26 protein-coding genes, 1 pseudogene and 1 riboswitch are annotated in these 23,872 nt (G+C 30.9%); of the genes and pseudogenes, 16 read left to right on the top strand and 11 right to left on the bottom strand.

The window, feature by feature from the left end:
• Positions 1-164 precede the first annotated feature (164 nt).
• Positions 165-1,802 (top strand): autotransporter domain-containing protein, encoded by a 1,638-nt coding sequence (locus CPIN18021_RS05340; RefSeq protein ID WP_078424588.1) that lies wholly within the window; start codon positions 165-167, stop codon positions 1,800-1,802.
• 34 nt (positions 1,803-1,836) lie between these two features.
• On the opposite strand, the gene rsmD is transcribed toward CPIN18021_RS05340, so the two are convergent.
• Both rsmD and CPIN18021_RS05330 read right to left on the bottom strand, forming a co-directional pair.
• On the bottom strand, positions 1,837-2,406 hold the full coding sequence (gene rsmD, locus CPIN18021_RS05335) for a 16S rRNA (guanine(966)-N(2))-methyltransferase RsmD (protein ID WP_078424587.1): 570 nt from the start codon (positions 2,404-2,406) through the stop codon (positions 1,837-1,839).
• A gap of 33 nt (positions 2,407-2,439) precedes the next feature.
• Complete coding sequence (locus CPIN18021_RS05330; protein WP_078424586.1) at positions 2,440-2,781, bottom strand: ornithine carbamoyltransferase; 342 nt, start codon at positions 2,779-2,781, stop codon at positions 2,440-2,442.
• A gap of 122 nt (positions 2,782-2,903) precedes the next feature.
• Here CPIN18021_RS05330 and CPIN18021_RS05325 point away from each other — a divergent pair, with 122 nt between their 5' ends.
• The 4 genes from CPIN18021_RS05325 to CPIN18021_RS05310 are packed head-to-tail and all read left to right on the top strand — an operon-like array spanning position 2,904 to position 5,746.
• The gene (locus CPIN18021_RS05325; protein WP_078423479.1) at positions 2,904-3,290 is read left to right on the top strand and encodes a flagella length regulator FlaG; all 387 of its coding nucleotides are present in this window, start codon (positions 2,904-2,906) and stop codon (positions 3,288-3,290) included.
• A 2-nt stretch (positions 3,291-3,292) separates the two neighbouring features.
• Positions 3,293-5,140 carry a flagellar filament capping protein FliD gene (fliD, locus tag CPIN18021_RS05320; RefSeq protein ID WP_078424585.1) on the top strand — a complete coding sequence of 616 codons (1,848 nt, stop codon included), beginning with the start codon at positions 3,293-3,295 and terminating at the stop codon, positions 5,138-5,140.
• A gap of 8 nt (positions 5,141-5,148) precedes the next feature.
• A complete protein-coding gene (gene fliS / locus CPIN18021_RS05315) occupies positions 5,149-5,529 on the top strand; it encodes a flagellar export chaperone FliS (protein WP_069631953.1) in 381 nt (126 codons plus the stop codon).
• On the top strand, positions 5,522-5,746 hold the full coding sequence (locus CPIN18021_RS05310; protein ID WP_078424584.1) for a hypothetical protein: 225 nt from the start codon (positions 5,522-5,524) through the stop codon (positions 5,744-5,746). The genes fliS and CPIN18021_RS05310 overlap by 8 nt, the downstream gene beginning before the upstream one ends.
• Positions 5,747-5,748: 2 nt before the next feature.
• Here CPIN18021_RS05310 and CPIN18021_RS05305 read toward each other — a convergent pair whose 3' ends face one another.
• Positions 5,749-6,231 (bottom strand): type 1 glutamine amidotransferase family protein, encoded by a 483-nt coding sequence (locus tag CPIN18021_RS05305; RefSeq protein ID WP_078424583.1) that lies wholly within the window; start codon positions 6,229-6,231, stop codon positions 5,749-5,751.
• Positions 6,232-6,263: 32 nt separating this feature from the next.
• Positions 6,264-7,451: a tetrahydrodipicolinate N-succinyltransferase N-terminal domain-containing protein gene (locus CPIN18021_RS05300; protein WP_078424582.1), complete on the bottom strand. Its 1,188-nt coding sequence runs from the start codon at positions 7,449-7,451 to the stop codon at positions 6,264-6,266.
• A 268-nt stretch (positions 7,452-7,719) separates the two neighbouring features.
• A riboswitch (TPP riboswitch) is annotated at positions 7,720-7,820 on the top strand.
• 25 nt (positions 7,821-7,845) lie between these two features.
• Here CPIN18021_RS05300 and CPIN18021_RS08905 point away from each other — a divergent pair.
• The 5 genes and pseudogenes from CPIN18021_RS08905 (at position 7,846) to galE (ending at position 9,869) form a co-directional block, all read left to right on the top strand.
• A complete protein-coding gene (locus tag CPIN18021_RS08905) occupies positions 7,846-8,037 on the top strand; it encodes a ThiF family adenylyltransferase (protein WP_078435802.1) in 192 nt (63 codons plus the stop codon).
• The gene (gene thiF, locus CPIN18021_RS05295; protein ID WP_078423474.1) at positions 8,001-8,453 is read left to right on the top strand and encodes a sulfur carrier protein ThiS adenylyltransferase ThiF; all 453 of its coding nucleotides are present in this window, start codon (positions 8,001-8,003) and stop codon (positions 8,451-8,453) included. The genes CPIN18021_RS08905 and thiF overlap by 37 nt, the downstream gene beginning before the upstream one ends.
• A 2-nt stretch (positions 8,454-8,455) precedes the next feature.
• Positions 8,456-8,656: pseudogene (locus CPIN18021_RS05290) on the top strand (thiazole synthase); the annotation flags it as partial.
• Between the two features lie 17 nt (positions 8,657-8,673).
• A complete protein-coding gene (locus tag CPIN18021_RS05285) occupies positions 8,674-8,874 on the top strand; it encodes a thiamine phosphate synthase (protein WP_078423473.1) in 201 nt (66 codons plus the stop codon).
• An 11-nt stretch (positions 8,875-8,885) separates the two neighbouring features.
• Positions 8,886-9,869 (top strand): UDP-glucose 4-epimerase GalE, encoded by a 984-nt coding sequence (gene galE, locus CPIN18021_RS05280; RefSeq protein WP_078424581.1) that lies wholly within the window; start codon positions 8,886-8,888, stop codon positions 9,867-9,869.
• A gap of 70 nt (positions 9,870-9,939) precedes the next feature.
• Here galE and CPIN18021_RS05275 read toward each other — a convergent pair whose 3' ends face one another.
• The 7 genes from CPIN18021_RS05275 to CPIN18021_RS05245 are packed head-to-tail and all read right to left on the bottom strand — an operon-like array spanning position 9,940 to position 16,406.
• Complete coding sequence (locus CPIN18021_RS05275) at positions 9,940-11,223, bottom strand: dihydroorotase (protein WP_078424580.1); 1,284 nt, start codon at positions 11,221-11,223, stop codon at positions 9,940-9,942.
• Position 11,224: 1 nt separating this feature from the next.
• The gene (locus tag CPIN18021_RS05270) at positions 11,225-12,157 is read right to left on the bottom strand and encodes an aspartate carbamoyltransferase catalytic subunit (RefSeq protein WP_078423470.1); all 933 of its coding nucleotides are present in this window, start codon (positions 12,155-12,157) and stop codon (positions 11,225-11,227) included.
• Positions 12,158-12,162: 5 nt separating this feature from the next.
• On the bottom strand, positions 12,163-12,561 hold the full coding sequence (locus CPIN18021_RS05265) for a tetratricopeptide repeat protein (RefSeq protein ID WP_078423469.1): 399 nt from the start codon (positions 12,559-12,561) through the stop codon (positions 12,163-12,165).
• Positions 12,562-12,575: 14 nt separating this feature from the next.
• A complete protein-coding gene (locus tag CPIN18021_RS05260; RefSeq protein ID WP_078423468.1) occupies positions 12,576-12,806 on the bottom strand; it encodes a hypothetical protein in 231 nt (76 codons plus the stop codon).
• Positions 12,807-12,808: 2 nt separating this feature from the next.
• On the bottom strand, positions 12,809-13,819 hold the full coding sequence (locus CPIN18021_RS05255) for a DHH family phosphoesterase (protein WP_078423467.1): 1,011 nt from the start codon (positions 13,817-13,819) through the stop codon (positions 12,809-12,811).
• Positions 13,820-13,828: 9 nt separating this feature from the next.
• A complete protein-coding gene (gene flhA / locus CPIN18021_RS05250) occupies positions 13,829-15,997 on the bottom strand; it encodes a flagellar biosynthesis protein FlhA (protein WP_078424579.1) in 2,169 nt (722 codons plus the stop codon).
• 4 nt (positions 15,998-16,001) lie between these two features.
• Positions 16,002-16,406: an RrF2 family transcriptional regulator gene (locus CPIN18021_RS05245; RefSeq protein WP_069631968.1), complete on the bottom strand. Its 405-nt coding sequence runs from the start codon at positions 16,404-16,406 to the stop codon at positions 16,002-16,004.
• Between the two features lie 209 nt (positions 16,407-16,615).
• On the opposite strand from CPIN18021_RS05245, the gene metK reads away from it, so the two are divergent.
• The 6 genes from metK (at position 16,616) to CPIN18021_RS05215 (ending at position 23,872) form a co-directional block, all read left to right on the top strand.
• Entirely contained in the window at positions 16,616-17,815 is a 1,200-nt protein-coding gene (gene metK / locus CPIN18021_RS05240; RefSeq protein WP_078424578.1) for a methionine adenosyltransferase, read from the top strand.
• A gap of 295 nt (positions 17,816-18,110) precedes the next feature.
• Complete coding sequence (locus CPIN18021_RS05235; RefSeq protein ID WP_078424577.1) at positions 18,111-19,733, top strand: HAL/PAL/TAL family ammonia-lyase; 1,623 nt, start codon at positions 18,111-18,113, stop codon at positions 19,731-19,733.
• Between the two features lie 13 nt (positions 19,734-19,746).
• Positions 19,747-21,294 carry a flavocytochrome c gene (locus CPIN18021_RS05230; RefSeq protein ID WP_078397951.1) on the top strand — a complete coding sequence of 516 codons (1,548 nt, stop codon included), beginning with the start codon at positions 19,747-19,749 and terminating at the stop codon, positions 21,292-21,294.
• A 3-nt stretch (positions 21,295-21,297) separates the two neighbouring features.
• The gene (locus CPIN18021_RS05225) at positions 21,298-21,681 is read left to right on the top strand and encodes a cytochrome c3 family protein (RefSeq protein WP_078424576.1); all 384 of its coding nucleotides are present in this window, start codon (positions 21,298-21,300) and stop codon (positions 21,679-21,681) included.
• A gap of 9 nt (positions 21,682-21,690) precedes the next feature.
• Positions 21,691-22,245, top strand: a complete 555-nt coding sequence (locus CPIN18021_RS05220) for a cytochrome c3 family protein (protein ID WP_069636615.1) — start codon at positions 21,691-21,693, stop codon at positions 22,243-22,245.
• Positions 22,246-22,261: 16 nt separating this feature from the next.
• On the top strand, positions 22,262-23,872 hold the full coding sequence (locus CPIN18021_RS05215) for a sensor histidine kinase (RefSeq protein ID WP_078423462.1): 1,611 nt from the start codon (positions 22,262-22,264) through the stop codon (positions 23,870-23,872).

Raw genomic sequence — 23,872 nt, 5'->3', positions numbered from 1 at the left:
AGTTTAAAGAACTTAAAGAACAACAAGACGCTAATAATAAACAAGCTTTAACACCATGGCTAAATGAAATTATTGGTAAAAATAATAGTGAAGGTTTAAGAGTATTAATAGGAGATATAAGACAAGATGCAGATAAAATTAAAAAAGAATTAGAAGCAATAATTATGGCTAGAGATAAAATACAAGAAGAAACTAATAAAATCACAAAACAACAAAAAATAGCAAATGAAAAACAACAAATAATTACAGAAGAAGAAGTAGAAGTCAAAGAAAAAGAAAAAATAATCACAGAAAAAGAAGCAGAATTTGAAAAACAAAAAAAAGAAGTTGAAACACAAAAGCAAAAAATAGTAGAACAAACTAAAACAATAGAAGCTAATGACAAAGAAATCGCAGAAAAAACCGAAAAAATAACACAACAAGAACAACAAGCACAACAAAAAACAAAAGAAGCACAACAAGCCGAAAAAGAACTTAAACAAGCCCAAGAAAAACTTAAAGAACTAAAAAAAGCCGAAAAAGAACTAAAACAAGCCCAAGAACTAGCTAAATTAGCAAAAGACCCAGAAGCAAAAGCTAAAGCCTTAGCAGAACTAGATAAAAAACTAGATCAAGCCAAAAAAGATAGAGCAGAGGCTATATCAAGTGATAAAAATTTAGAACTAAACAAAGATGAAGCTCAAACAACATCATCTTTATTATCTGTTGTTAATAATAAAGAGGTTGAAAATTTACTACTTAATGTTAAAGCCAAAGACATAGCTACTTTAGCTAAAAATATAAATAGCACATTAGAAGAAGTTTCAAAAGAGTTTAAAGACAATAAAACAGTAGATACACTTTTATCAAGTGTTGGTTCAGCTATAAACTCAAGACTTGCTAAACTAAGCAATCCATTAAATGATGATTTAGCTTTAGCTTATGCTATAAAAAATCTAAGTGATAATAAATTTGCAGATAATGCAGATACTCTTTCAAGTGTAGTAAAAGAGTATACAAATAGATTTAACTATGACAGCAACCTATGGGGAAATATCATGGGTGGTAAAGCTAAATTAAAATCTCAAGCAAATACAAATACCTATGGATTTATGCTAGGTTATGATAAAGCATTTGATAATATGATAATTGGTGGATATGCTGGATATACTAATGCTAAGTCATCAAGCAATACACTAACAACCAAATCAGATAACTACCACTTTGGTGCTTATACTAGAATGTATATTGATCAAAACGAAATAGATGCTAAAGTATCTTATGGTAAAGGTAAAAACAAACTAGATAGAAAAGTAATTATAGATCCAGACTTTGATGCTAATGGTAAATATAATACTAAATTCTTTGATGCAAGTATTGATTATGGTCATATATTTGATACAAACAACAACTCTTTTATGAAACCAATGATTGGTTTAGAGTATAGCCATGTAAGTACTAAAGGCTTTAAAGAAACTGGTAAAGTTCCTGTAAGCTTTAAAGGAACTACTGTAAAAACACTATCAGCTAAAGCAGCAGTAGAGTTTAGAAAATACATAGCAAACGGTAACTTCTTATACATAACTCCAGGTATCCAAAAAGAGTTACGTAAAAGTATGAAAGATACAGAACTAGCATTTGTAAACTCAACAGAAAATATCAAATATGCATCTAAAAAAGATAAGCATACATTCTTTACACTTAAAACAGGTGCAGAGATGAAACTAACTGATAATCTATCTACAAATATAAACTTTGGCGTAAAAGCTAAATCAGAATCAAAATACTACAATGGAACTGTAGGACTTTCTTATAAGTTTTAATGTCTAGATAAACGACCCCTTTTTAGGGGTTGTTTTATATAAAATAACTAAGTGTAGTAGCTCCAAATTTTTTTGTTTTTATTAGTTTGAAAGTTGCCAAGCTTTCTTCAAATTTAAAATCACTCGAATGCTCAAAGACTATCATATATATATTTTGTTTATTTAGACTTGATATCAGATCGATAAGATTGTTATAAATATCTTTAAAGCCATCTCTAAAATCAAAAGGCGGATCAAGATATAATAAAATTTTATCCGAGCTTTTGTTTATGATGTCAGGAAGTAGCTTAAAACTATCTCCTTTTATAGCTTTTAGATTTGTATTATCTATGGAGTTTAGGTTTTTTTGTGTTAGCTTAAAGGCTTCGTTATCTATCTCTATAGCTAATGCATTTTTTACTCCATTGCTAAAAGCTTCACATGCCATAACGCCACTTCCGCCAAAGCCTTCTATAAAAACCAATGGTCTTAACTCATATCTTACGCTATTAAAAAATGACTCTTTTACTATGCTTTTTGTGCTTCTAGTTGTTTTTAGACTAGGTAGTTCAAGTTTTTTTCCTTTAAATTTTCCACTAGATATGGTTGTAAAAATTTTTGACATTTTTGATATCCTGTTATGTTTTTAATTTAATAATTATTGTTTTGATTCTTGTATAAGCTTAACAATATCTTGTTTGAAATTATTTAAAAGTATATCCAGTTTTTCTTCAAAAGTATCTGTTGCTTGATCTTTTGTGATGTTTTGAACTTGTATAGCGGAGTAAAATTCTTCAAGAGTGTTTATAAGTGTTTTTTTTGTAAATGGTAAGTTTATGTGCTGATTTTCAGTTCCTATTAAAAATAGCGGTTTTTTTGTTTGAATTTTTTTATCAGATACTATAAAATCGCATTCAAATCGCTCACTTACATACTCACTACAAAACAAAAACATGGTTTTTTGCAGTATAATGCATTCGCATTCAAATGAAATTTTCATACAAGTCCTTATATAATTTTTGTCATTTTATCAAATTTAAATTTAAATAGCCTAAAGAAAAATGATTTTTTACCGATTTTAAAAGTATAGTTATTAATTAATGATGTTTTCAAGGAGTGAAAATGGAAATTTTCAAAGCCGCAGCTCAACAGCTAGATACTTCAGTATCAATAAATTCAAATCACAATACTCAAACAAGAGAAGTTGAGAGTGTTAAAATTCAAAAGAATTTAGTAGATAAAAACAATGAGCCAGATAAACTTGATAAGCTTTCTTCTGGCGAAATGGATAAAAAACTTAAAGATATAACAACTGAGCTAAATTTTCAAATGCAACAACTAAATACAAATATTAGATTTAGCTACAATGCAGAAGAAAGCACTATGGTTGTTCAGGTCAGAGAGGCTGATACGGGAGCGGTTATCAGAGAGTTGCCTACGAAAGAAGCGTTAAGGATAGCAAGATATTTTAAAGAAAGCATAGGTTTGCTTTTTGACAAGGAGAGTTAAAAATGCCAACAACTGATTCAGTTTCAAGCACAACAAACACAAAAGGGATTATGGGTCTTGGGAGTAGAGGTAGCGCTGCTTTAAATGATGAACTAATAGGAAAATTAAAAGCAGCTGATAGTAGAGCACAGGTAGATCCTATAAAGAAAAAAGTAGAAAATAATTCATTTCAAAAACAAGAATTATCTGCTTTAATGACTCTTATGGATAATGTAAACGCCAGTTTTAAAGAGTTAAACAACGAGGCTTTATATTTTAAAAGAAAGGTAAACTCATCAGGTTCTAGCGCTTCTGTTAGTGTTATTCCAGGTGTTAATATCCAAAATTTTAATCTTGATGTAAAACAAGTAGCACAAAAAGATAGTTTTCAATCTTCAAGATTTAAAGACTCGGCAAGTTTGCTGGGTGTTGAGAAGGATACTAGCTTTAATATTGAAATAAGAGGTGTTTCTCACAAGATAGAAGTAGCCAAAGGTGCGACACTACAAGATCTAGCCGATAGTATAAATAAAACAGCTGGTTTTGATGTCCAGGCTAGGATAATAAAAGTAGGTGGAGATAAACCTTATCAACTAGTATTGCAATCGCAAAGAGTTGGAGCTGATAATAAAATTTCATTTTCTTATGAAGACAAATCAACAGAAAAAGCAACAGACAAAACAAAACCAAGCACATCATCTGAGACAGTTACACCACAAAGAACACCTATAACGAATGGCATATTAAAGACTCTTGGCTGGGATGATAATCAGGCAGAGGAGGTTGCTGGAGAAGATGGAAAGACTACTAAAATAACAAACCTTGAAAAAAATAGACTTACAACAGCACAAAATGCTATTTTTGACTACAATGGTTTGGAAGTTGTAAGAGATAAAAATACCATTGATGATTTACGCACTGGTGTTACTATAAATTTAAAAGAGACTGGTGTTTCTAATTTTGCGGTAGTTGAAGACACAGAAGATATAGCCAAAAACTTAGAGAATATGGTTTCATCTTATAATACTCTTATCGCAAATTTAAATATAACAACAGGATATGATGATAAGACTGGTGACTCTGGCGCATTTCAGGGTGTAAATGATATCACAACTATACGTTCTAGCTTAAATAGAATATTTTCAAGTCAAAACTCAGAGGGAAAAAGTTTAGACCAATACGGTATAACATTTGATGAAAAGGGTGTTTTGCATCTTGATAGTAAGAAACTAAACGATAAGCTTCAAAGTAGTGTAGAAGATGTTAGAAATTTCTTTGTTGGATATACAAAGTATGGAGAACTGGCTTATAGTGCAAATTCTCAGGTTCAAACTGGAAAGTTTACTATAGATAAAGATGATCTAAAAATAAATGATATCTCTATAAAGCTAGAAACAAAAGATAATGCAACAGCAGAAGATAATGCGCTAGCTTTAATTACTGCTATAAAACAAGCAAAGATAGATGGTGTTTATGCTAGTTTAAGCATCGATAAAAAAAGCATTGTTTTAAAAACAGACGATGGAACATCTATAAATATAACCGGAAAGGCTGATAAACTTCAAAAATTAGGTATGAGTGAGACTTCGCTTACAGCCAGTGAAACTAAGATTGTTGGTTTGTTTTCTAGGTTAAATACTAAATTAGATGAGTTGGTTGGTAGAGATGGTTCTTTGAGTATTTATGAGGCTAGGCTTAATGAAGAGAGTAAAAAGCTAAGTGATGAAAAAGAAAAAATAGAAACATCTTTAAATCAAAAGTATGATACAATGAGAGAGAGATGGGCTTTGTATGCACAGCAAATAACGGCTTTGGAAAATCAGTTTTCTACACTAAAAACAATGATAGATTTTGAAATAAATAAAAAATAGAGGTAAAAATGGCTACAAATAGCAATCTAGCTTATGCAGCATACGCACAATCAAGTGTTGGAGGTATAGAATCTCCAACAAAGCTTATACAAATGCTTTATGATGGAATATTGCGTTTTATTTTTAGAACAAAAAAAGCCATAGAAGCTGGCGATTTTGAGCAAAAAGTGTATTATATAAATAGAACCAATGCTATCTTTGTTGAGCTTTTAAACTCTCTTGATTATTCTCAAGGCGATGTGGCTCACTATCTAAGTGGGCTTTATACTCGCCAAATTCAGCTTTTAGCAATGGCCAATATAAAAAATGATGTTGAAATTTTAAATGAGATAACAAATGTTGTTAAACAACTAAATGAGGCTTGGAGAGAGGTTACAAGCGATGAGTGATTGGCTCAAGAGTTTTAAAATTTCATTTTTAAATAAAGACATAGATACTTTGATAAAACTCATATCTGAATTTGATAAAGATAACTTTAAAAACTTAGATGAGTTAAATGAAGCTTCTAGTCTTATTTTAGAGGTTCGTGAAATTTTTAAACAAGAGCAAATTTCATTAGAGGGCGAGATAAAAAAACTTCAAAATGTTAAACGATATACGAAATAAAATTATTTAAAAATTTCATATAGCTTTTCTTTTATTTCATCTGCCCATTCGCTAGCGCTTATTATATCCTTACTTTTTAAAGCCTTTAAATCGCTCACTTTACAATACTCACCTAATGCGTTTTTGTATCCGCCCCTTATACTTGCTTCTTTACCTTGTAAAAAACCAGCACCGGCAAGTATCAGTGTTCCTAAGTTTAGTCCGATTTTTATTTGTGTTTTTGAAGCTGATTTTATCCAAGATAAAAAAATCTCATCATAACGAAGTGTAAGGGCTCCAATCCCATCTGGTATTATGATGACGTCAGCTCCATATATACTTTCTGCATATACATCAGGATGTATTCTAACTCCAAATTCATCTTTTATCTCTTGCTTAAAAGCACAAGTTTTGATATTTATATCATCAAAAGAGTGCAAAAAACTAAGCACATTTGAAAAACTTAATAAATTCATCTTATCATACATAACAATAGCGACATTCATCTTTTTACCTTTTTTAAGCCCTTTAAATTATTTTAGTGTAAATCCTCGTTTAGTTTTATTGCTCTTTTTGATATACTAGCTACTATCTGTCCGGTTTGGCTATTTTGCCTAAAATGAAGACCATTTAATCCAGCTAGTTCAAGACCCTTATAAGTATCTTTGTCAAATTTAAAATCAGGATTTACATCGCCAAGCAGTTTTCTATCTTTTTCGTTTATAAATATCTTTGTTCCTTCTAAGATAGCAATTCCAGCGTCTATTATGCATCTATCTCCAAAAGGTATTCCTGTTACTGAGTTTGCACCAAGTAAACAGTTTTTACCTATGCTTACAGGATTTCCATTTGTTCCACTAAGAACTCCAAGTATAGATGCTCCACCGCCTACATCGCTTCCTTCTCCAACGATAACAGAGCTACTAACTCTACCTTCAACCATAACGCTTCCGGTTGTTCCAGCATTAAAGTTCACATATGCTGCACCTGGCATTATCGTTGTTCCTGGATGTAAACTAGCACCCATTCTTACTTTTGATGTTTCTAGTATTCTTGTGTTATCTGATGGTATGATATGATTTAGATATCTTGGAAATTTATCAACACTTAGTATGGCTGGATATGCTCCATTCATTTTAAGCTCTATCTCATTTTCTCTAAGCCATTCAAGCTCTATTGGCTTGTTATTTATGTCCCAAGCTACATTTTTTAACACACCAAAAGCACCATCAAGACAAAGCGATCTAATTGGAGCTTTATTTAGGCTAAGCAGGTATAGTTTAAGATATACAACTTCAACACTTTGAGGTTTTTCATCTTCAAATATAAAAACAGCTCTAAATTTGTCAGAATTTTCATCTTTATTTATCGCATCAAATACAGCTTTTATAACCTGCACATTTTTATGTTTTTGTATTTCATTTTCAAAAACACTAAAAATTTCCCAAGCCTTTTTAACTACATCTTTTGTAAAATCCAGCACAAGTTCGCTTTTGCTAAAATCAAGACTTACTCCTGATTGTTTAAATGCCAAAAGTATAGCCGCTGCTGATAGTAAGTTTTCTTTGAAATTTACAACAGAATAATCAGCTGACAATATGGCATTTTTGTCAACCTTACCACGTGTTATTCTTGCTATTGAAAATGCTATAGGGTCTTTATAGCCATCTGAGTTTTGCATATTTTTACATAGTTGTGTAAAATTTTCTGATATATTTTCTAGCATTATCTCTCCAAAAATTAAATTATATTTTTATTTAGTCTATCAAAATAAATATTATAAAATAATATATTTGTTTGAAAAATTATAATTTTTTTCTTGTGATATAATTAAGATAAAACATTATATTTTTAAAGGCTAAGTGGTTGAAGTTTTTATTTTTTATAACCGCTATGCTTATAATATATCCTTAAATAATAAAGTATGATTATAATACAAAACAAAATAAATTAAACAATAGATGTTTGAATTAATAAAAAATTTGTATAATTATAAATAGTATCAGGGGAGCTTAGGCTGAGAATAGGTTTTTACCTTAAACCCTTAAAACCTGAAGTGGGTAATGCCACCGTAGGAAGATCTCTCATCTGCTGATACAAATAATCTAAAAAGAGCTAATATGTTAGTTATCAATGGAAAAATAGAAGATGATTTTTTAAACAAAAGTGTTGATGAGTATCTTTTAAATAGACAAAAAATAATAATTTGCGGTGCTGGTGGCATAGGCTCAAATTTAGCTGTCATGCTTGTTCGTTCGGGTCTTAAAATCTTAGCATTGTTGATTTTGATATTGTTGAACAAAGCAATTTAAATAGACAATATTATTTTAAAAAACATCTTGGTATGCCAAAAGTCAAGGCTTTAAAAAGTGTATTAACTGAAATTGATGATGTTTGTGTAGATGATATTAATCAAAAAATAACACAAGAAAATGCAAAAGAAATTTTAAGTGGATTTGATATTATTTGTGAAGCATTTGATGATGCTTCTCAAAAGGCATTTTTGACAAATTATGTATTGTTAAGTTTCAAAAATTCACTAATTATCGCTAGTAGTGGAATGTCAGGCTTGGATGGTGATATAAAAACAAAAAAGATAAATGAAAATTTCTATCTTTGTGGTGATGGAGTTAGTGATATGAGTATCGGCGTTATGAGTCCTAGGGTTAGTATATGTGCCGGAAATATGGCTAATTTGATACTAAAATTATCGCTTGAAAGGGGATAAAAGTGAATGATGATATTTTAAAAATAGGAGAGTATGAGTTTAAATCTAGATTTATTCTTGGTTCGGGTAAGTTTTCTTTGGGTTTATTAAATGCTGCGATAAACGAAGCAAAAGCTCAAATGGTAACACTTGCTTTAAGAAGAGTTGATGATGGAGGCAGTGATAATATACTTGATTATATACCAAAAGGTATAACTATCATTCTTGTGGTGTTGATTATGTGATAGTTGGTCATATATTTGATACTAAAAGTCATAAAGATGAAAACCCAAGAGGGGTTGAGTTTTTAGAAAAAATTTGTCAAAATAGCAAGATAAAAGTATATGCAATAGGTGGAATAAACTTTGAAAATTTAGATATTATTATGCAAGCAAAAGCAAATGGTGCTTGTATGATGAGATGCATACTTGATAGAATTTAAAAAGGATAGTAATGAATATATTAATAACAGGCGGGGCAGGGTATATAGGAAGCCATACTTTAAAGGCTTTTTTAAAAGAAAATAAGCACAATATTACTGTGATAGACAATTTATCAAAAGGTTCAAAAAAAGCTATTGATACTTTGCTTAGTGTTGGAAAGTTTGATTTTATAAAGGCAAGTTTGGAAGATGATTTGAGTGAAATTTTTACCAAAGGTAAATTTGATGCGATTATTCATTTTGCTGCCTTTATAGAGGTTTTTGAAAGCACAAAAGATCCACTTAAATATTATCTTAACAATACAGCAAATGTTGCTAAAATTTTAAGGTATTGTAAGGAATTTGGCGTGGATAAATTTGTATTTAGTTCAACTGCGGCTGTTTATGGAGAACCAGATGTCTCTGAAGTAGGCGAAAGAGACAATACTTTGCCTATAAATCCATACGGTATGAGTAAGTTAATGAGTGAAAAAATTATACAAGATTACGCTGTTTCAAATAAAAATTTCAGATTTGCTATTTTAAGGTATTTTAATGTTGCGGGTGCTGATGAGGATGGTTTGCTCGGACAAAACTATCCAAATGCGACACACCTTATAAAAATAGCAACACAAACAGCTCTAAAAAAACGAGATAATATGGCTATATTTGGAAGTGATTATGATACCAAAGATGGCACTTGTATAAGGGACTATATCCACGTAAATGACTTGGCTGATGCTCATCTTAGTGCTTTAGAATATATACAAAACAATTCAAGTGAGATTTTTAATGTTGGATACGGTAAAGGTTTTAGTGTAAAAGAGGTTATAAATAAGGTAAAAGATGTTAGTGGGGTTGATTTTAGTGTTCTTGACAATCCAAGAAGAGATGGAGATCCAGCTACACTTATAGCAAAATCAGAAAAGATAAAGGCTCTTACTGGCTGGAAACCAAAAAGAGATAATCTTGAATTAATTATAAAAACGGCTTTAGAATGGGAGAGAAAGATATAGATTTTTTGTTATAAAATGTATAAAATCTTTTTTGAACTTAAAATTTATAAAATAAAGTGCTAGGAATTTCCTAGCACTCTTTGAAAAAATCAAAAACTATACGACCGCTTTTTATTGTTTTTATAGCTGCACCTTTTAGCTTTTTGCCTATTAGTGGCGAATTTACTGATTTTGAACGATTTAATTTTTTATCGTATATGTATTCTAAATTTGGGTCTATTATAGCAATATCAGCCAACATTCCCTCTTTTATCTCACCTTTGTCTTTTAGGTTTAGAATTTTTGCTGGATTTTTAGAGGTTAGCGCTACCATTTGCTCTAGGCTAATAACTCCTTCATCAACAAGCCTTAATGTTAGTGGTATGAGTGTTTGAAGTCCTATTATTCCAAATGGTGCTTTGTCAAACTCAACGCATTTTTCATCATCGTGATGTGGCGCATGATCTGTTGCTATAACATCTATCGTGCCATTTTTTAGCCCTTCTCTTATAGCTTTTACATCGCTTATCTCTCTTAGCGGTGGGGACATTTTGAAATTTGTGTCGTATTTGTTTTGCAAAATTTCATCATCCGTAAAAGTAAAATGATGAGGTGTTGCCTCGCAGGTTATTTTTATCCCATCTTGTTTTGCCATCTGTATGATTTTTAGCGAGTAGGCTGAACTAACATGTGCTATATGAACATGACCGCCGGTAAGTTTTGCTAAAAGCATATCTCTACTAACTGAAATTTCCTCTTTCTCTCTAGCCATCCCTTTAAGCCCAAGAATAGCTGACACCTTTCCTTCGTGCATAACACCCTGTCTACAAAGCGAACAATCCTCAGAATGAGATATACAAAAACTTCCAAACATTTTTGAGTATTCAAGCGCTGCTCTCATTACACTTGAACTACTTACAGGTAAGCCATCATCGCTAAAAGCAACCGCTCCAGCTTCAAGCATATCGCCCATTTCAACTAATTCATTTCCGTTTAAACTTTTAGTTATGGCACCTATTGGAAGTAAGTCTATAAGTCCACATTCTTTAGCTTTTCTTATCATCTCTTTTGTTATTGAAGCATTGTCATTTACTGGATTTGTATTTGCCATTGGAAGACAAGTTGTAACACCACCAGCAACAGCTGCATGAGAACCAGATATAATATCGTCCTTGTATTCATACCCAGGGTCCCTAAAATGAACATGCATATCTATAAGCCCTGGAAGCACATATTTATCTTTTGCATCTATTTGTATATCTGCATCAAAATTTTCATTTGATACTGATATTATTTTTTCATCTTCTATTAGTACATTTGCTTTGAGTGTTTTATCGTGATTTATAATTAGTCCATTATTTATAGCTATTTTCATTTTAGTTCCTGTTTTGTGCTAGCGTATGAAGGATCGCCATTCTTATAGCAACACCATTTTCAACTTGATTTAAAATCACAGAGCAATCAGAATCTGCTACATCAGAGTTTATCTCAACTCCTCTGTTTATTGGACCTGGATGTAGTATTATTGCATTTTTATTTGCTAATTTTGCTCTATCTTTATTTAATCCAAAAAATTTAGAATACTCTCTTGAGCTAGGAAATGCAACATCACCATCAGACCTTTCTAGCTGGATCCTAAGCATTATTATAACATCGCTTCCTTCACAAGCCTCTTCCATATTTTTGCAAATTTGACAACCAAATACTTCGGCATCTTTTGGCATCATCATGGCAGGTGCAAATAGTTTTACATTTATACCCAATGTTTTCATAGCCCATATATTTGATCTTGCTACCCTTGATCTTGCTATATCTCCTATGATTGCAACTGTTGTGCTTTTATCAAGCTTTTTATTGTGTTCGCTTATAGTAAAAAGATCAAGTAGGGATTGTGATGGATGTTCGTTTAGACCATCTCCAGCATTTACTATACTAGCTTCTGTATTGTTTGCTGCAAGTATCGCAGCTCCTGAACTATAATGTCTTATGACTATAATATCAGTTTTCATAGCAGCCATATTTTTTATAGTGTCTATTAGAGTTTCACCTTTTTTTACACTAGAACTTGATGCCGTAAAATTAACAGCATCTGCACCAAGTCTTTTTGCTGCTATTTCAAAAGATGTTCTTGTTCTGGTTGAGTTTTCAAAAAAAGCATTTATTGTTGTCTTTCCTCTTAGACTATCTGATTTTTTTATATCTTGTAGATTTAGCTGTTTAAATTCTTTAGCCTTGTCTAAAAAATATAGTATTTCATCTTTGCTAAGGTCTATCGTTCCTAATAAATCTTTGCGTTTATAACTATACATTTTGATTATTCTTTTACTAATTCACAAGCTGGTTTGTATCCGCCATCACAAGATTTTTTAAAAAGTGCTTTTGTTTTTTCTTCATCTTTTTGTTTATCTTTTGTGAGTCCATAAGCATACATTTCTCCAAGTTTTTCACAAGCCATAGCCTCGTTTTCATTACACATTTTTTCAAAAATTTGTTCAGCTTTAGCATTATCTTTTGCAATCCCACTACCATTAAAAAGCATTATAGCATTCATTGTGCAAGCTTTTTTAATGCCTTCTTCACAAGCTTTATTGAAATTTAAATATGCATTTTTATAATCTTTTTTGTTAAATTGTTCTGTCGCTTTGTCAAAATTATCATTTGCAACTAATGCAATACCAATCATGCATATACTAATTAGATATTTTTTTATCATTGCTTTTTCCTTTTTTATTTTTCAAAAATTTTTTTATGATGTTTTTTCATGTATTCTATGATTTCAATCACTTCATCAACACCGGTTGCTTCTGAGTTTTCGAGTGCATCATCTATGCTTTGCACATATATATTTGCAGCTTCTTCTAAGTTTGATTTTTTAACTCCAGCATAATAGAGTAAACCTTCTAAAACCATACTAAGCTCATAGCTCAATTCATCAATACTAACTTCTTCTTCTCTCATTTTTACTCCTGTGTTTTTTTGTTTATTAGCTCAGTTACTTGTTCTTTGATAATTTTATAATCAAAACTATCTTTAAAACCAGCAAATAAGCCACCACTGGCATTCACATGTCCGCCACCACCAACTAGATTTTTAGCCATTAAGCTAACATCTACTTTTCCATTTGCTCTAAAACTCATTGTTTTTTTATTTGTGATATCTAAGAAAAAATCATAATCAGGGTTTGCAACTAAAAAATCATTTCCTATAACAGATGTGTTGCCTATATTGTAAGTTAGTATCCCCTTAAAGTCTTTATAGTGTATTGTTAAATTTTCTCTTTTTTTGCTTAGCAAGGTTACCACATAATTTGATATTAAATTGCTTAAAGTCTCATCTTTGTCTTGTTTGAAAAAATCTTTTTTTATTCCGTGTATAGCCATATCAAGACCTATATAGTCGTTTTTATCATTGAAAAATTTTCTAGCATTTTCAAGAAGATGAAACATATAAAGATTATTTTCATTTTCAAACATTACTTTGTTTATATCCTTGGCATTTGCTACAAGTCCAAGACATACCTTTCCCATCTCAAAATGCTTGCTTTCTTTTAGCCATATATCAACCGAGTTTACAACATCACTAAAAAGTTCTAACTCTTCATTTTTTCCAAGCATATTTGCAAAAAAATCATAAGTTATTTTTGTAGCACATCTGCTAGAATCTAAAAAATACCAATCAAACTCACATGCGCATTCTGCACCGCTTTGGTGATGGTCTAGTAAAAATAATTTTGCGTTTTTGTCTTTTAACTTTTCTGTAAAATCTATACATTGCTCTTTTGTTAAGTTTAAATCTGTTATTAAAATAATGCTCTCTTCATCTGTTAGTTTTGATAATATCGTATTAAATTTATCATCTATCTCTCTTCCGTAATTTGAGTTTGAATAAATAACATCTTTAAAATAGTATTTTGTTATAAATTGTGCTCCATACCCATCTAAATCAGTATGAGAGAGGTGAAAAAATTTCATTTGTTTCCTTTATAAATTTTGTATTTCTATAACGCCAACTGTTTCAAATGGCGTATTTGGCGAAATTTCCGCAAAGCTTAATATAACTATATCTATACTAAAATTAGAGCAAATATCGGCTATGAATTTTCTTAAACTAGGCTCAACACATAGTATCATCGGGCCACTTTGACTTATTGGTCTTTTTTGTTTTTCGTTTCTTAGTGCTTGAACTATAGCAGATGTTTGCGCAACATTTATCATAAGATGATAGTTGCCATCTTTATATTGAACCGCTTCCATAAGTTTTTGTTGAGCAGATGTTTCAAGGATATAAAAATTTAACTCGCCATTTTCATTTTTATAAATTGATGTGATTATCCTTGATAAAGATGATCTAACGTGCTCTATTATGATATCTAGGTTTTTGCTTACTTCGGCTATATCGCTTATAGACTCTAATATACTTAGCATATCTTTTATAGGTATATTGTCTTTTAATAGTGCTTTAAGAACTTTTTGTATCAGACCTATACTTGCTATTTTGAGTGTATCATCTACTATAACCGGATAGTCATTTTTGAGTTTATCTAGTAGGATTTGTGTTTCTTGTCTTGTTAGAAGTTCGGCTGAGTTTTGTTTGATTAGTTCGCTCATATGCGTTGATATAACACTTGCTGGATCAACTATCGTATAACCACTTAGTATCGCATCTTCTTTTATATTTGTGTCTATCCAAAGTGCATCTAGTCCAAAGGCTGGTTCTTTTGTTGGAATTCCTTCTATATCTTCGCTTACCAGACCGCTATCCATAGCAAGAAATTTATCAGCATAAATTTCTCCTTGACCTATAATAACACCTTTTAATTTAAATCTATATTCATTTGGTGGTAGTTGAAGATTATCTCTTATTCTTATTTTTGGCATTAAAAATCCAAGTTGAGTTGCTATGTTTCTACGCATAGCTCTAATTCTTTCTATTAGATCAACATCGGCTAGTTTTAATAACCCATATCCCAAATCCAGCTCTAAAATTTCAAGTTTTAAAATGTCATTTATTTTATTTTCTTCTTCTCTTGCGATCTCTTCTTCGCTTTTTTTTATGGGCTTTGTCTGGTTTTGTGCTGTTGGTGAGTTTGGATCATCTGGTTTGCTTTTTGATTCACTCATAGTAGTGGTTGGCATTATTAGATTTCCATCTTGAGCTTGTTTTACCATATATCCAAGACCTAAAAACAAAAACGATATAAATCCAAGTGAAAAGGTAGGAAGACCCGGAACTAAAGCAAAAATAAATAGTATAAATCCAACTATAAAAAGTGTCTTATAATCCCCAAGTAGTTGGTTTAATGTTCCTTCTGCAAAGTTATCATCATCTTTACTTGCTCTTGTTATTATGATCGCTGTTGCTGTTGATGTTATTAAAGCTGGTATTTGACCAACCAAGCCATCGCCTATCGTTAATATAGTGTAGTTTTGTGCAGATGTTGCCATATCTAAATCAAACTGAAATGAGCCTATAGCAAAGCCACCTATTATATTTATTATTGTTATGATAATACCGGCTACCGCATCGCCTTTTATAAACTTAGATGAACCATCCATCGCTCCATAAAAGTTTGCTTCGCTAATTATAGCTTGTCTTCTCTCTCTTGCTGTTTTTTCATCTATCAATCCAGCATTTAAATCAGCATCTATTGCCATTTGTTTACCTGGCATAGCATCTAGTGTAAAACGAGCTTGAACCTCTGAAACACGGGTTGAACCTTTGGTTACAACCATAAAATTTATAAGAACCAAGATACAAAAAACTATGATTCCTATCACATAATTTCCGCCAACAACAAACGCACCAAAGCTAGATATGATATCACTTACAGCTTCTGGACCATTGTGTCCTTTGCTTAGTATCATACGTGTTGTTGCTATATTTAAAGATAGCCTAAATAGAGTTATGATAAGTATTAGAGTTGGAAAAGTGCTAAGGTCTGTTGGTTTTGGGACATAGATTGAAATAAGTATTATTAAAACAGATATAGATATAGAAAGAGCCAAAAAAAAATCAAGAACTCCGCTTGGTAATGGAACTATTATTATTGCCAAAATAGCAACAATAAGACCTACTATACTTAAGCTTTTAAATTTTATTATGGGCGCTAAAAATGGAGCTACAAGAACTAAAATTTTATTTTTTGCCATAAACTTACTTTGTTGTTATATCTTGCAAGGTTATATTATCAAGCATATTGTCTATTTTTATTTGTAGAGAATTTAGTGTTGTCCATATTTGACAGCTTGTTGCTTGATTACTAGGGCAGTCATCTATGGAATTTGAACATTCAAAAACTGTCGTAGGGCGTTTTTCTACACATTCTATTATTTTTTTTATTGTAAGTTCAGATGGATTTATATTTAAAGAAAATCCTCCGTTTGCACCTTTGAATGAATTTAAAATTTTATCTTTTGCAAGGCTTTGTAAAATTTTTGCCAAAAAACTCTTTGAAATTTGCAATTCATTTGACATTGTATCAACATCTATCGGTTGTGTTTTTTGTGATAAAAATATCAAAGAGAGCAGGGCATATTCGCTAGCTTTGGTGAAAAGCACATTAAATCCTTATACTTATAAATTGGTTATTATTTTATACAAAAAATGCTAGATTTTTTATTAAAGTTTCAAAACTTATTGTTATTTATATAAAAAATATTTTTTATTAGAGTTAAAAATAAATTTATTTTAAGGAAAATTAACCAAAAATTAAATTTAAAACCCCTATAATGTCATGTCGAAATTTTTAAATAACAAAAGGTGTTTTTATGTATCTTTTTACTTCAGAGGTTGTTAGCCCAGGACATCCAGATAAATGCGCAGATATAATAGCAGATAGTATAGTTGATAAAATTTTAATGGCTGATTCTAATGGTCGTGTAGCTAGTGAAGTTTTTGTAGCAGGAAAAAATATAGTTATAGGTGGAGAGATAAACTCAAAGTTAAAATTAGAGCAAAAAGATTATGAAAATATCGTAAAAGATGCTCTTTTTAATATAGGCTATAAGGGATTACCTTATTTTACAAAAGAACAGTGTTTACATCCTGATGATATTAATGTAAGTGTTTATATAAATCAACAAAGTTCTGATATAAACCAAGGTGTTGATCAAAAAGATGGTGAGATAGGAGCCGGAGATCAGGGTATTATGTTTGGTTTTGCAAGTTGTGAAGCCGATGAGTATATGCCGGCTGCAATAACTTATGCAAGAATGCTTTGCGATAAAGTATATAAATTTGCAAAAGAAAACCCTGATAAATTAGGTGTTGATATCAAAACTCAGGTTAGTATTGATTATGGCACTAAAGATAATTTTGAAAATTGTAAGCCACAAAGTATACATACAATAGTTGTTTCAGCTCCTTGTGTTGAAAGCATGGATATAAATGAGTTAAGAGAGCTTATTCAGACTTTGATAGATGATTCTGGTCTGCCTACCAATCTTTATGATAAACAAAAGACTATTATATATATAAATCCTACAGGTAGATATGTAAATCATAGCTCATTGCACGATAGTGGTTTAACTGGTAGAAAACTTATAGTTGATAGCTTTGGTGGATATGCTCCAATAGGCGGTGGAGCGCAAAGCTCTAAGGACTATACTAAGGTTGATAGAAGTGGTCTTTATGCTGCAAGATATATAGCAAAAAATATAGTAGCTGCCGGACTTGCAAAAAAATGTATAGTTCAGTTAAGCTATGCGATAGGTGTCGCAAAGCCAACATCTGTTAGTGTTGATACTATGGGGACAAATGTAGCATCTGTTGATGATGACAAACTTTCAAATTTTGTTATGGATAATTTCTCTCTTACTCCAAAATGGATAATAAATAAATTTGGTTTAGATAAGCCAAGTGATGATACATTTTTGTATGCAAAAGTTGCTGCTTTTGGTCAAGTAGGTAACTCAAAATATCCTTGGGAACAATTAGATAGCGTTGAGCTATTTAAAACCTTAATATAATTTTTATTAGCTTGTTATGCTTTTTGTATGACAAGCTAAAATTTACATTTAATAATATTTCTTGTTATACCACACACTTAAAACATAATTTTTTACTCTTAAATAATTATTTTATAAATTGTTTAAAAAATATATAAATAAGTATAATTTACTGCATATTTCTTTAATCTTAAATTCTAAAATTATTTTTTTTAATTAAAAAATTATATAATTAATTTATAATATATCACAAAAATTACTTTTTGGAAATTATTTTTATTTAAAATTATATTTATAATCTATTTAGGAGGGGTATATGAGAAGTTTTAAGTTTTTATCTTTAGCTGCTGTTTTAGCACTTGGTTTAAACGCTCAAAGTATATTGCTTAATGGCAATAGTGTAACGCCAAAAGATATAGTTTTGATATCAAATGGTGCAAAAGTTGAGATTGGCAAAGATGCTTTAACTAAAGTAAATAAAGCACACGATGTTTTATTAGAGGCTGCAAAAGATGGTCAGAAAATTTATGGATTAACCGTAGGTGTTGGTCTAAATAAAGACAAAAAATTTGTTGATGCAAAAGGAAATTTAGACAAAGAAGTTATAGGTGCTTCTACTAAATTTAACATAGGACTAATTCATGCACACTGTGGTGGTGTTGGTGAAGATATGCCGTTGAAAACAGCTCGCGCTGTTCTTGCTACAAGACTTAACAATATGCTTTATGCTGGCGCTGGAGTTCAGAGTGATGTTGTAAATTTATATAAGGAATTTTTAAACAAAGACATAATTCCAGTAATGCCTAGCAAAGGTTCTATGGGGGAAGCAGATATTACTATTTTAGGTCATGTTGGGCTTGCTATGCTTGGCGAAGGAGATGTTTATTATAAGGGTAAAAAAATGCCAGCTAGTGAGGCTTTAAAAAAAGCTGGTTTGAAAAAATTATCACCTTTTGGAAAAGATAGCCTTAGTATATTAAGTTCAAATGCTTACTCTGCTGCACTTGCTTCAATAGCGGTTGAGGATTTAAAACATACATTGGAACTTTCTAAACTTGTATTTGCTTTGAGTTTGGAAGCGTTTAATGGTAATGTTGCTCCTTTTACAAAAGAAGCTTCAGAACTTAGAGCTTTTCCTGACTTTATATCTACAACAAAAGAGATAAGAGAAATTTTAAAAGATAGCTATTTGTGGGATCAAGATAATGAAAGAGCTTTACAAGATCCACTAAGCTATAGAGATGCTTCATACTTTTTTGCAACTCTTAAAGGCACTATAAATACACTTGAAAATTTGATGAAGATTCAATTAAATACATCAGATGATAATCCTGGAATTTCTCTTTCAATGAATCCAGAAACTGATAAATTCCAAGAGACTAAGTTATTTACTAAGAATGGTGCTGTTGTTCCAACATCAAATTTTGAACCAATTATATGGGTAGTTGAGTTTGAAAAAGCCTCTATTGTATTGGCTCATAATTCAAAAGCAAGTGCTTTAAGAACTATCAAACTTTCAAATGATGGTTTTACCCATCTTACTAGATTTTTAGGTACAGATAAAACAGTTCATGCCTTTGGTGCAATGCAAAAACCTTTTGTAGCTTTAGCCGGAGAGAATGAATATCTAGCAAATCCTATTTCACTTGATTATACACCTGTTGCTGGAGAGATAGAAGATGTTGCTACTAATGCACCTTTTGTTGTTCAAAAACTTCAAAAACAGATAAATAATTACTATCATATTTTAGGCATGGAGCTTATGCATGCAGCTCAAGCAATTGATCTTAGAAAACAAAAAAATCCAAATTTAAAACTATCTAAACAGACAGAAAAGTTATATAACGAATATAGAAAAGTTGTTAAATTCATGGATATAGATAGACCTTTAACTGATGATTTTAGAAACTCAGCTAAATTTTTAAAAGAATATAAATAAAAAAGAGATAAAAATGGCTAGTAGAAGAGATTTTTTAAATGGTATGATGCTCTTTGGTGCAGCATCAATGACTCAAACATCACTTTTTGCTAATGAAAATAGCATAAAATGGGATGAAGAGTGGGATGTGTTGGTTGTAGGATCCGGTTTTGCTGGATCTGCTGCAACCTGTCAGGCTATAGAAGAGGGTGCAAAAACACTAATGATAGACAAGATGCCTGTTCTTGGCGGCAACTCAGCTATAAATGGTGGAGCTATTGCTGTCGTAAACTCAAGCTTTCAAAAAGATAGAGGTATAAAAGACTCTTATGAGCTTTACGTAAAAGATATTTTAAAAGCCGGACTTGGACTAAATAGAATGGATTTGGTTGAAGTTATTGCAAAAAATGGTAACAGTGCTTATGAGTGGACTTTGCAAAAGGGGGTTTATTATAGAAATGCTTTAGGCCAATTTGGCGGACATAGCGTTCCTAGAACAATTTGGCCTGAAATAAACTCAGGTGGTAAAATAACAATACCTCTTCAAGAGTTTGCTATGAAAAATGGCGCAACAATAAGAACTAGAGTTATTTTAGATGATTTTGTAAGAGATGAATCAGGTAAAATCATAGGTGCAAAAGTTAGAGAAAATTATGATTTTGACTTTGATACTACCAAAGATGAAGCTGATAACAAAAGCGGAACAGTTAAATTTTATAAGATAAAAGGTGGTATTGTTATGGCTACTGGCGGTTTTTCTTATGATGTTAAATTTAGACAAGAGATAGACCCTGCTATAACACCTGAGCTTGATTGTACAAACCACTATGGTGCAACCGCATATGCTCTAAAAACAATGATGAGAAACAACGTTAAGACAGTTGATTTAAAATGGATTCAACTCGGTCCTTGGGGAAGCCCTGATGAAAAAGGTTTTGGTATAGCTCCGGTGTTTGCAATACCTGCTTTTTCTTATGGAATTATGGTTGATGCAAGGACTGGAAAAAGATTTGTAAACGAGTTGGCGGATAGAAAAATTCGTTCAGATGCTATTTTAAAAATGCATAAAAACCCTGATGGAAGCATAACTCATCCTGTGGTAATTTGTGATAGTGTAGGCGCGCAAGGAACAACAAAAGCCAATGTTTATAGAGGCATTCATAAAAATGTTATTAAGGTTTTTGATACATTAAAAGAACTTGCTGATTTTTATAATATTCCTTATGAAGGGTTAAAACAAAGTGTGGATAACTACACAAAATATGCTAGAAATGGCAAAGATGAAGAGTTTGGAAAGCCATTTTTTAAATTTAAAGATGTAATACCTGATCTTACAAAGCCACCATTTTATGCATGGAGAGCATTACCAAAAGTTCATCACACAATGGGCGGTGTTAAAATAGATACTGAGGCTAGGGTGTATGACAACGATGATAAACCGATAGAAGGACTTTTTGCAGCTGGTGAAGCTGTGGGCGGACCTCACGGTGCTAGTAGGCTTGGAAGTTGTGCTATACCTGATTGTTTGGTATTTGGAAGAATTGCAGGTAAAAATGCTGCAAATTTGGCAAAGAAAGGATAAGAAATGAGAAAAATATCAAATATATTTTTAATCCTTTTGATTGCTTGTGGTGTTAGTTTATTTGCGGCAGAAGTAGATAAATTTAGTAAAGAAAATTATCCATTTAAGGCCCATGATAAATTACATTTTGATTGTAAAAGCTGTCATAAAGAGCAAAATCCAAAAGAGTATAAAAACTTGACAACAAATGATTGTTTAAGTTGTCATAAGAGTTATAAAAAGTTAGCTGAACAAACCGGCCATCTTGGTTATGATGATAATATTCATGCAAGTCCACACTATCCAAATATGGATTGCAATCTTTGTCATCAAACACACAAACCATCTAAAAACTACTGTGTTATGTGTCATTCACAAGACAGTATGAAAAAACTATTGGTGCCATAAGGAGACATTATGAAAAATATACTTTTAAAAATTTGTTTTGCTTTGGTGTTTGCCTTTGTGGTGTTTTTTGGTGGGAATGCACTTGTTCATTCTACGCAAGAAGATACTTTTTGTGTTGTTTGTCATGAGTGGATGGATCCTTTTGTGGATACTTATGCTCATAGTTCGCACGGCGGTGCAAATAAAAATGGCTTTAAAGCAAAGTGTGTAGAGTGCCATTTGCCACACGATAATCATGTAAAATACATCTTCCAAAAAGCATTAAATGGCTTTAATGAAGTTACGCATATGGCATTTAATGATGCAAAAGATGCAAAATGGCAAGAAAATAGAAAAAATAGATCTAAATTTGTTTTTGATACCGGTTGTTTAAGCTGTCATAAAACTATTTTAGATATAAATTCAACAAATCAAAACATAAAAGATATGCATAATCTTTATGTTAAGTTTAAAAATGATCCAAAAGAGAAATTGGATTGTGTTACTTGTCATAAAAATGTGGGACATAAAGAGCTTGGAAAAACTCTTTATGAGTTAAAACATCCACCGGTTGGAGCTTGGTGATAAATAAAGGGAGTTGATGATAGAAAATATCTACAAAAATCGTGTTTTTATATTTTTTTCTATCATTTTTCTCTCTTTAATGATAGTCAATTACTATCTAAATCGTTCGTTTGTCAAAGAGATATTGATAAACGAACAACTAAATATACTAAAAAACTCAAGCGATAGAATAGAGAGCTGGATAGATGATAAAAAATTAAGCCTTTTTGCTATAAATACTATAATATTAAACTATGACCCCATAAAAGATGAAAAAACCATCAAAGATGTTTTACAAAAAAGTGAAGAGATAGCCGGTTTTTCAAGTGTTTATGTTGGTTATGAAAACAACATAACTATATCAAGTAAAATTTTTAATAAACCAAAAAACTATATACCAACCAATCGCCCTTGGTATAAAAATACAATAAAAGAAGATAAGTTTTATATAACAAAACCATATGTAGATGTAGGTCTAAATATACCTGTTATTTCAATATGTCAAAATGTAAAAAATGAGACAAAGATAAAAGGTGTTTTATGTGGAATTTTGTCTTTTAATGATGTAAAAAATGAAATTTTGGATTTGAGGTTAGAAAATAGTGGATATGTCTTTTTGATGGATGAAAACTTCAATATTTTATTTCACCCAAATGATAAATTTCAGCTACAAAAAGCAAACTTTGACATAAAAAACCCAAGTATAAAACAAACATCAAACTATGAAACAGATGATGAAATTTTAACTTTTAAAACACTATCAAATTCTCATCTTATACTAGTCGCACAAACTTTTAAAAACAATATATATGCTAGGATAAATAAACAATTTTTAATGAATTTGGTTATTTATACGATCAGTATATTTCTGTTTTTTACACTTGCATTTTTTTATAACAAAAAGATAAAAAAGCAAGAAGAATTGCTTGAAAAAACAAAAAGAGAGTATGAGGTCTTACTCTTTTCGCAAACAAAAATGGCAGAACTTGGTCAGATGATAGCTTCTATATCTCACCAATGGATACAGCCTTTAAACTCACTTGGTATTTTTCTTGGAAATTTAGTGCAGTTTAAAAAGCTAGGTGCTTTAACCGATGATATTTTTTATGATAATATTTCTAGGTCTTTGAAAAATATAGACTATATGAATGATACTATGAATACTTTTAAAAACTTTTACAAATTTCAGGATAAAAAGCAAATTTTTAATGTAAAACAAGCCATCTTGGATACTATTTTTATACTTTTTTCACAGCATTCAAAAATAGATATAAAAGTAAATGTATCAAATAAGATTGATTTAGAATGCGAAAACTATTTGAATGAATTTAAGCAAATAATTGCTTGTTTGATACAAAACTCAAAACAAGCATTTTTGTCTAATCAAATAAGAAAAAATGCAAAAATAGTAATCTCTGTAAGAAGCAATGAAACGCACTTTTTAATAAGAGTTATAGATAATGCAGGTGGTATAGCTGATGATTATAAGGATAAAATTTTCAAGCCATTTTTAAGCACTAAAAACAGTAGTGGGCTTGGTCTTTATATATCAAAACTTATAGCATATAAAAAATGCAATGGTGATTTGATTTTAGCACAATCCAAGCGACCAACCATATTTTTACTAAAAATAGCAAAAAAGGTATAA

The sequence above is a fragment of the Campylobacter pinnipediorum subsp. caledonicus genome (assembly GCF_002022005.1).
In the GTDB taxonomy this organism is placed as follows: Bacteria; Campylobacterota; Campylobacteria; order Campylobacterales; family Campylobacteraceae; genus Campylobacter_A; species Campylobacter_A caledonicus.
This window is presented reverse-complemented; position numbering and strand designations above follow the sequence as displayed.

Coding starts and splice junctions, on each gene's coding strand:
- CPIN18021_RS05340 (WP_078424588.1), top strand. CDS start 165: ATGGCTAGAGATAAAATACAAGAAGAAACTAATAAAATCACAAAACAA.
- rsmD (WP_078424587.1), bottom strand. CDS start 2,406: ATGTCAAAAATTTTTACAACCATATCTAGTGGAAAATTTAAAGGAAAA.
- CPIN18021_RS05330 (WP_078424586.1), bottom strand. CDS start 2,781: ATGAAAATTTCATTTGAATGCGAATGCATTATACTGCAAAAAACCATG.
- CPIN18021_RS05325 (WP_078423479.1), top strand. CDS start 2,904: ATGGAAATTTTCAAAGCCGCAGCTCAACAGCTAGATACTTCAGTATCA.
- fliD (WP_078424585.1), top strand. CDS start 3,293: ATGCCAACAACTGATTCAGTTTCAAGCACAACAAACACAAAAGGGATT.
- fliS (WP_069631953.1), top strand. CDS start 5,149: ATGGCTACAAATAGCAATCTAGCTTATGCAGCATACGCACAATCAAGT.
- CPIN18021_RS05310 (WP_078424584.1), top strand. CDS start 5,522: ATGAGTGATTGGCTCAAGAGTTTTAAAATTTCATTTTTAAATAAAGAC.
- CPIN18021_RS05305 (WP_078424583.1), bottom strand. CDS start 6,231: ATGAATGTCGCTATTGTTATGTATGATAAGATGAATTTATTAAGTTTT.
- CPIN18021_RS05300 (WP_078424582.1), bottom strand. CDS start 7,451: ATGCTAGAAAATATATCAGAAAATTTTACACAACTATGTAAAAATATG.
- CPIN18021_RS08905 (WP_078435802.1), top strand. CDS start 7,846: ATGTTAGTTATCAATGGAAAAATAGAAGATGATTTTTTAAACAAAAGT.
- galE (WP_078424581.1), top strand. CDS start 8,886: ATGAATATATTAATAACAGGCGGGGCAGGGTATATAGGAAGCCATACT.
- CPIN18021_RS05275 (WP_078424580.1), bottom strand. CDS start 11,223: ATGAAAATAGCTATAAATAATGGACTAATTATAAATCACGATAAAACA.
- CPIN18021_RS05270 (WP_078423470.1), bottom strand. CDS start 12,157: ATGTATAGTTATAAACGCAAAGATTTATTAGGAACGATAGACCTTAGC.
- CPIN18021_RS05265 (WP_078423469.1), bottom strand. CDS start 12,561: ATGATAAAAAAATATCTAATTAGTATATGCATGATTGGTATTGCATTA.
- CPIN18021_RS05260 (WP_078423468.1), bottom strand. CDS start 12,806: ATGAGAGAAGAAGAAGTTAGTATTGATGAATTGAGCTATGAGCTTAGT.
- CPIN18021_RS05255 (WP_078423467.1), bottom strand. CDS start 13,819: ATGAAATTTTTTCACCTCTCTCATACTGATTTAGATGGGTATGGAGCA.
- flhA (WP_078424579.1), bottom strand. CDS start 15,997: ATGGCAAAAAATAAAATTTTAGTTCTTGTAGCTCCATTTTTAGCGCCC.
- metK (WP_078424578.1), top strand. CDS start 16,616: ATGTATCTTTTTACTTCAGAGGTTGTTAGCCCAGGACATCCAGATAAA.
- CPIN18021_RS05235 (WP_078424577.1), top strand. CDS start 18,111: ATGAGAAGTTTTAAGTTTTTATCTTTAGCTGCTGTTTTAGCACTTGGT.
- CPIN18021_RS05230 (WP_078397951.1), top strand. CDS start 19,747: ATGGCTAGTAGAAGAGATTTTTTAAATGGTATGATGCTCTTTGGTGCA.
- CPIN18021_RS05225 (WP_078424576.1), top strand. CDS start 21,298: ATGAGAAAAATATCAAATATATTTTTAATCCTTTTGATTGCTTGTGGT.
- CPIN18021_RS05220 (WP_069636615.1), top strand. CDS start 21,691: ATGAAAAATATACTTTTAAAAATTTGTTTTGCTTTGGTGTTTGCCTTT.
- CPIN18021_RS05215 (WP_078423462.1), top strand. CDS start 22,262: ATGATAGAAAATATCTACAAAAATCGTGTTTTTATATTTTTTTCTATC.